The organism is Desulforhabdus sp. TSK (genome assembly GCF_022836495.1).
Classification (GTDB): Bacteria; Desulfobacterota; Syntrophobacteria; order Syntrophobacterales; family Syntrophobacteraceae; genus Desulforhabdus.
The window spans coordinates 37,140-43,884 of record NZ_BQXM01000040.1 but is presented as its reverse complement, the minus strand read 5'-3'; the positions used below and the strand labels follow the sequence as shown (position 1 = coordinate 43,884).

7 protein-coding genes and 1 pseudogene are annotated in these 6,745 nt (G+C 56.4%); all 8 read right to left on the bottom strand.

Features of this window, described 5'->3' with window-relative positions; all coding sequences use genetic code 11:
* Positions 1 to 283 (bottom strand): annotated as a pseudogene (locus tag MWC30_RS18640) (YedE-related selenium metabolism membrane protein); the annotation flags it as partial.
* Positions 284 to 547: 264 nt separating this feature from the next.
* Positions 548 to 1,021 (bottom strand): HAD family hydrolase, encoded by a 474-nt coding sequence (locus MWC30_RS18635; RefSeq protein ID WP_244085714.1) that lies wholly within the window; start codon positions 1,019 to 1,021, stop codon positions 548 to 550.
* A 23-nt stretch (positions 1,022 to 1,044) separates the two neighbouring features.
* Positions 1,045 to 1,824 carry a phosphate ABC transporter ATP-binding protein gene (locus tag MWC30_RS18630; RefSeq protein WP_244085713.1) on the bottom strand — a complete coding sequence of 260 codons (780 nt, stop codon included), beginning with the start codon at positions 1,822 to 1,824 and terminating at the stop codon, positions 1,045 to 1,047.
* A 259-nt stretch (positions 1,825 to 2,083) separates the two neighbouring features.
* Complete coding sequence (locus MWC30_RS18625) at positions 2,084 to 2,689, bottom strand: ABC transporter permease subunit (protein ID WP_254006174.1); 606 nt, start codon at positions 2,687 to 2,689, stop codon at positions 2,084 to 2,086.
* 211 nt (positions 2,690 to 2,900) lie between these two features.
* On the bottom strand, positions 2,901 to 3,485 hold the full coding sequence (locus tag MWC30_RS18620; protein WP_244085712.1) for a PstC family ABC transporter permease: 585 nt from the start codon (positions 3,483 to 3,485) through the stop codon (positions 2,901 to 2,903).
* 112 nt (positions 3,486 to 3,597) lie between these two features.
* Positions 3,598 to 4,380: a phosphate ABC transporter substrate-binding protein gene (locus MWC30_RS18615; RefSeq protein ID WP_368860890.1), complete on the bottom strand. Its 783-nt coding sequence runs from the start codon at positions 4,378 to 4,380 to the stop codon at positions 3,598 to 3,600.
* A 174-nt stretch (positions 4,381 to 4,554) separates the two neighbouring features.
* Positions 4,555 to 5,334 (bottom strand): acyl-CoA dehydratase activase, encoded by a 780-nt coding sequence (locus MWC30_RS18610; protein ID WP_244085710.1) that lies wholly within the window; start codon positions 5,332 to 5,334, stop codon positions 4,555 to 4,557.
* Positions 5,331 to 6,605 carry a double-cubane-cluster-containing anaerobic reductase gene (locus MWC30_RS18605; protein WP_244085709.1) on the bottom strand — a complete coding sequence of 425 codons (1,275 nt, stop codon included), beginning with the start codon at positions 6,603 to 6,605 and terminating at the stop codon, positions 5,331 to 5,333. Before MWC30_RS18605 ends, MWC30_RS18610 begins: the two co-directional genes overlap by 4 nt.
* Positions 6,606 to 6,745 lie beyond the last annotated feature (140 nt).

Sequence of the window (6,745 nt, the reverse complement as noted above, 5' to 3'; positions counted from 1 at the left end):
TTGCCAGGGGCGCCGAACCTCCCCTGGATTTGAACTCACCGAGCGCCAGGGCGGCAGCAAAAGACCCCAGCACAAACCCCAGGATCTCCGGCCTCAGGTACTGCACCAGCTCCGCCCGGTGCATGCCTAAAGCGCCCGTGATATCCCGATCGAAGCAGGCCACGCAAATGCCCATGTTGCCGGGGTTTCCCAGCTTTTGCAGCAGGGCGGCCAACACCCCGATGACAGCACCGACCGCGATGATGCCCGCTTTCGTCGCAAAGACATTCTTCGTGCTTTCCACGTCCTCCTCCTTCGATAGATGAACTTACCCCCCGGCCTGCGACCAGGGGCAGACCAACTGCTCCACCGAATAGGAGTGGGTGTTCCCGCAATAGGAACACTCCACTGCCACCCTTCCCACAAACATCCGGCTTCCCCCCCACCTCCTCGCGCACGTAGAGCTCACCCACGATCCGCCAGTTTTCCGAGGCGTAATCCTTTCCCGTCACGGGACACACGAAACAAAGCTCCATCCGATCGAGATTCCTGAACTGAGAGGGCTCATTTATGACCGAAGTGTCGCCATGAGCCTCAATGGATGGAGCAAAAGATCCAGTGCATCCAGAATATTGGAGGTCACGACGTCGGCTGCCAGAATTGCACTCATGGCAGCTCCCTCCGTTTGCACCACCGCTATCCCCAAAACCGCCTCTCGAAGCATCAGTCCGTCGTTGCGGCCGTTTCCAACACAGACGGAACTTGCGAGACCCAACTGCTCAACGTAGCGCAGTTTCGCCTGAGCTTGCCCTTCGCGAGGGATGATCGAAAGCCCGCAGGAGATACCGGCAAGCGTTTCATGAACGCTTCCAAAAGTGTCCGCCGTGAGGATGTGAATCTCGAGATGCGCGGAGAGGGTCTCAAGGCGCTCTCTGACTCCTGAAATGATCTCTCCGTCGCATGCGACGGTTCCGTTATAGTCCAGAACCAGGTGGGAAAGATGCATGGGCCGCTCATCTCCCGGGATATGGATTTCAAGCATACTTCGTTCTCCTTGCGCCAAGCTCAGAAGGCATCTTCAATGAGCTTCTCAAACGCTTTAGGATCTTGCCAGCACTCTCCGGATATCTCTTGCCCGACAACTCCTTCACGGAGGACATAGACCTTGTCGGCCAGACGTCGAGTCTGGCTGAGGCTATGGGAAACGGCCAAGACGGTATAACGTTCTTTAAGTCTTTTCAAGAGCTGCTCAATCTTCTGTGTGGCTCTGAAGTCAAGGGATGCCGTGGGTTCGTCTAGCAGGAGAATTTGAGGTTCCAGGGCCAGTGCACGGGCAAGGCAGAGGCGTTGCTGCTGGCCGCCTGAAAGGGTTATGGCGCCATCATTGAGTCTATCTTTCACTTCCTCGCAAAGCGAGGCTTCGCGCAGCGCCCATTCGATGCGCTCCGCCAGTGTACTCCCGGTGATGCCAAGCGTGGTTTTAAGCGGCATGGCGAGATTCTTTCGGATGGAAAAAGGGCGTACGCCGGGAGTCTGAAAAACCATTCCAGCCTTCCTGCGAAGCTCCGGAAGGGGCAGGAAGCCGTCGTAGACGTTTCCGCATCGGCCATCGAGACTGACCCAGACATCCCCCCGGGTCCGGCACCCCGGGAAGAGCTCGTTCAACCGGTTGATGGCCCGAAGGAGAGTGGATTTACCCGACCCCGAAGGCCCCACGATGACTGTGAGCTCTCCCGGGCAAAGGGTCAGGTTGACGGAGCTCAAGACGGTCTTTCCCGAGAAAGCAACTGAGAGGTCTCGAATCGTAGCTGTCGCCCTGGGGGAAGGCGCTAATGTGTTTTCCATCGCTTCTCGAATCTTGCGTGCAGAGAAGAAGCAGCCAGGAAGAGAGAGCCGGTCAGGACAAGGAGGACGAGAGCCGTACCGAATCCCTGATCGAGCTCCGCTTGGCTTCGATGCTCGGCTGCCAGGTAGCAGATGCGAAAGGGGAGCGCCTCGAACTTGTCCCAAAGGCTCGCGGGAAGGCCGGCGCGGGCGACGACTCCGGTAAGGAGAATAACAGCCGTGTCCTCCGAGGCCCTTCCGATGGCGAGTATGGCCCCGCTCAGGATTCCCCGGCTTGAGAGGGGCAGCAGGACGTGCCTGATATTTTGTGCCAGTGGGTGAGTCCAAGGCCTGGCCCGAGCAGCCGCAGATGCTCCGGTATGCCTTCAAGATCCGTCTGGGTCGTACGGATCACATAGGGCAAAATGAGCAGCGCGATACACACCGTTGCAAGAAAGAGGGACGGTCTTGCCTGCGGGACTATGGTATTACGAAGGAAAAGAATCATAGTGAACCCAAAAAGCCCCATGACGATGGAAGGGGTGCCGGACAGTACATCCACGGCAAATCCCAGTAAAGAGCGGGCGCGCTCCGGAGCGTATTTGGAGAGATAGACGCCGCTTGCAACACCAACCGGGATGGCGATGGCCGATGAGAGTATGACCAGAAGGAGAGTCCCCACAACCGCAGGCCATATGCCTTCAAACACCGGCCGCGCTCCCGTTATGGCCGAAAGCCAAGGAGTATCACCGAAAAACAGCTTCGAATCGATGAAGCCCAATCCCCGTTTGAGCAGGAAAATCAGGAGAAGCGAGGTGGCCAGGAATACCCCAATGGCACAGAGCCAGGCGTAGGGGGTCATGAGCAGATCAAGAGTCCTTTTCATGGCGCTTCTTTCCTGTGCTGTTATCCAGTCTTCGGATGAAAAAATTGGCTCCGCCCATGAGCAGAAAGAGGATAAGACCCGATGCAAAAACGGACCTGTAGGACATGCTCTGGCTGTCTGTTGCGACAACCAGGGCGATGTGTGCCGTGAGCGTTCGGACGGAGTCAAAAAGAGAGCCCGGGACCTGCGGAGCGTTTCCTGCAAGCATGAGCTAGATCAGGGTGTCCCCCACGGCCCTTCCAAATCCCAGTATGGCGGCAACGACAAGGCCTCGCGAGGATGCGGGAATGAGCACGTGAAGAAACTGGCGGGCGGGGGTGAGCCCCATGGCCTCCGCTGCGAGCCGAAGCGTGGGATCGATCTGCTGGAGCCTTGCATGGAATATGAGGACGATGGTTGGAAGGATGAGCAGGCCCAATGTGAGCCCCGCCGTTAGAAAGGAAAAGCCTGTGCCTGCCTTTAGCCAGACCCTCACGAGGGGAACGAGCAGGAAGACGGAAACGAAGCCGTAGATGACAGTGGGGATGCTCGTCATGAAATGGACCAGAGCCAGAAGGAAACGGGCGAGGCCCCTCGGGGCAAGGACGGCCACAAAGCCGCAGATTCCCATGGCCGTTGGAAATGCCAGACCCAGAGCAAACACCGAAAGAAGAAGGGAGCCGACGCACATGGGAAGGATTCCGAAATGACCCGAAAAAGGCTTCCATTCCCATGACAGAATTGCGCTCATTCCGCCCGAGGTGATAAGAGGCAGGCAGAAATAGACGAGCAGAGCGAGCATGAAAAGAATCGCCACGGCGGAAATTCCTGTGGCGATTGAAAGGCTCCATTGAATCCATCTTTCGGAGATCAGGCCGACACGATTCGCCTCCATCCCCATCCCGATATTCCTATGCAAGCGATCCATACTACTTTAGCGGAATGTAGCCGTGCTTTTTGATGATTTCAGAACCTTCAGGGCTCATGATGTAGTCGATGAAGGCTTTTATGAGCTTGGAAGGCTCTCCCTTGGTATTCATGTAGAGCTTTCGAACCACGGGATAGCTTCCGTTCATGGCGTTTTCCTGAGTGGCGGCAACAGATTCAAGATTGACGGCCTTGAGGCTTTGGTCCACGTGCCCGATACCCACATAGCCTATGGCGTCTTTGTCCTGGGAAATGGCGATCTTCATGGCCCCATTAGAGGGAACGATGTTGGCTGTTCCGGCGACCGGTCCCTTTTTCAAAAGCTTCTCCCAGAAGACCTCGCGCGTGCCGCTTGCCTCGTCACGACTGAAAAGGTGAATGGAGCCATCCTTTCCCCCGACGTCTTTCCAGCCGGTGATGGTTCCTGCAAAGATATCCCGCACCTGCTGCTGGGAGAGGTTTTCCACGGGGTTTTGCGGATGAACCGCGGCAGCGACTCCATCGAGGGCAAAGGCAAAGGATTTGAGGCCGTACTTGGCGATTTCCTCTTCGGATATAGCCCGGCCTGTGTTTCCAATATCCACCAACCCTTCCCCGACTTTCTGGACTCCGGCTCCCGAGCCCCCGCCTTCAACGGTAATCCGGATCTTCGGGTTGAAAGTCATGATCTCCTTGGCTGCATCGGTCATAACGGGTATGTGTGCCGTGCCCCCAGCAATGCTTATGCTCCCTTCAAGCCCCGCAAACCCGTCCAGGGCGCCGCAAAGGGCAGCGGGCTGGAACAAACCGAGAAGAAAGAAAACCGAAAGAATGGCAACCACATCGATGCGCTTGCGCAAAAACCCATACTCTACCCCTCCCTATAAACCTTTGTCTGCTATGCTGGTTATCGTATTTCCGGCCCTGCGCGCGCGGACGCTTCAAATCTTTTGCCTCTGATATGCCCCGGTAAGACCGTTCTACTGTGTCCCTGGCTGCAAGCCCTTCCCATAAAGCGCTGCTCCGAGAGCACCCACCATGTCCGGATTCTCGGGAATGAGCAGCTTCTCTTCGAGCTGTTCCTCGATGGTCTTCCTCACGCACACGTTGTGAGCCACGCCTCCGGCAAAAACCAGCGGAGATTCCATGCCGACGCGCCGGAGCATGGCAAGCGTTCGCTGTACGATGGCCAGGTGGAGCCCCATGGCGATGTTTTCCGCCTTTTCTCCCCGAGCCATGAGGGATGTAGCCTCACTTTCGGCAAAGACTGTGCACATGCTGTTGATCTGGATGCGCTTATCAGACCCGAGGGCATACTCACCGAAGGATTCCAGCGGAACCTGCAGGGCGGTTGCCATGAATTCGAGGAACTTTCCGGTCCCCGCGGCACAGCGGTCATTCATCTCGAACTTGCCTACCTTTCCGTTGGTAAGAAGCGAGATGACCTTTGTATCCTGACCGCCGATGTCGAGGACGGTTCGCGCCTCGGGAAAAAGGAACCTTGCACCCAGTGCATACGCCTGGATCTCGGTTATGGTGGTAACGTCCATATCCTCTGCAAAATCAGCAAAAAGCTTCCTGCCGTATCCTGTAGCGACAACCCTTCCCGCGCTCACCTCCCCCATGAGCCTTCTGCATTGAGCGAGCGGATCAAAGGTCGTTGGCACCTTAACCTGATGAACCGGAGGACCACAGCCATTCAATACGACCAGCTCGATGGAGCGAGACCCGATGTCGATCCCGGCAATATTCTCTTTCAACGAACCATCTCCACGAAAGCCTCGACACGCGTCTTGAGCTGCTCGACGTCCTCCATGCTGTAATCCGTTTCGATGGAAAGCATGGGGATGTCGGCGGCCTTGAGCGCCTTTTCGACCTTGAAGGCCTCAATGGCGTAGGGCTGGCAGAAGGAGAGCCCGTAGTGGATGACACCGTCTGCCTTGAGGTCCCTGGCCATGCTCACGATGTTGTCCATTCGCTCCATGTTGGGCGTAAAGCAGGCACAATCGATCCGCATGTAGCGATCCACAATGGCGTTCAGAAGATCATCCAGGCTCTCTCCACTCTCATCGACAAGGTCTCTGATGTTGCGAGTCCCGATGCACGATTCTTCTCCGATAATGACCGCACCCGATGATTCGATCACATACGGGAGCTTCCAGTTGGGAACGGCCATGGGACATCCCGAGAGCATGAGGCGCGGCGTCTCCTTCGGTACGATTCCCTTACCAGAGTTAACCTGCTCTTCAAGCTCATCGCAAAGGTGGCCGATCTTTTCGGTGAACCGTACGGGATCATCGTAGAAGCTGATCTGATTTATGAGCAGAGCATCTCGGCCCGAAATCGGCACAGGGCTGGCAGCCCTCAGCCTATTTAGCCTCTGCAGAACCTTGCGCCTGTCGTTCACCAGGCGGATCGCTTCGCGAAGTCTGGGGGCCATGATGCTCTTTCCGGTAACCTCCTCGACCTTATCCTTGAAGCGCAGCACTTCGGCCCGCCAGAGTTCCCGGTCGCAGGCATTCTTCATCTGGGGAATTTCCATCACGTAGACTGGCGCGTAATCGGCAAAGATCTCGTAGGCTTTCTTCTTGCCGTCACAGGTCGTTTCCCCCACTACAAGGTCACAGGATTCGATGAATGGGCAAAGCCTCGAGAGCTTGAAGCCCACAAAGGACTTGATGAGAGCGCACGTATTCCTGGGGAGGACCTTCTCCGCGGCATCTTTCCCGGCTTCGGCCCCCGCACAGAGCCCCACTTGGACTCCATCGGCCGCCAGCACTATTTCTTCAGGAACAAAGACACAAAAGGTTCCGATCACCTTCTTCCCCTGAGCCTTGGCATCTTGTAGTTCCTTTATCCGAAGCCCGTGCACCTCGGAAAGGACGAAATCGAGGTACTCCATTCCCTTGAGCCGACCGGTCTGGCTCATATAAATGTCCCCATAGAACTTCCCGAGAACCTGGAGCAGCCCGGCATGAGCGTCCAGGTCCAGATTGAGTTTCTCCCACATTGCGTCGTGTGGTGTTGACATAAAGAAAGCCTCCCTGAGCTATGGAATTGTCCGGTGAATGCTCCCACCCTGCATGCTCACACGCAGCACAGCATTCCGTTGATGTAGGCTGGGGGTAACCTGAAACATATACTGGATCATTCCCTATTTTTCCAATTGGT

Coding starts and splice junctions, on each gene's coding strand:
- MWC30_RS18635 (WP_244085714.1), bottom strand. CDS start 1,021: ATGCTTGAAATCCATATCCCGGGAGATGAGCGGCCCATGCATCTTTCC.
- MWC30_RS18630 (WP_244085713.1), bottom strand. CDS start 1,824: ATGGAAAACACATTAGCGCCTTCCCCCAGGGCGACAGCTACGATTCGA.
- MWC30_RS18625 (WP_254006174.1), bottom strand. CDS start 2,689: ATGAAAAGGACTCTTGATCTGCTCATGACCCCCTACGCCTGGCTCTGT.
- MWC30_RS18605 (WP_244085709.1), bottom strand. CDS start 6,605: ATGTCAACACCACACGACGCAATGTGGGAGAAACTCAATCTGGACCTG.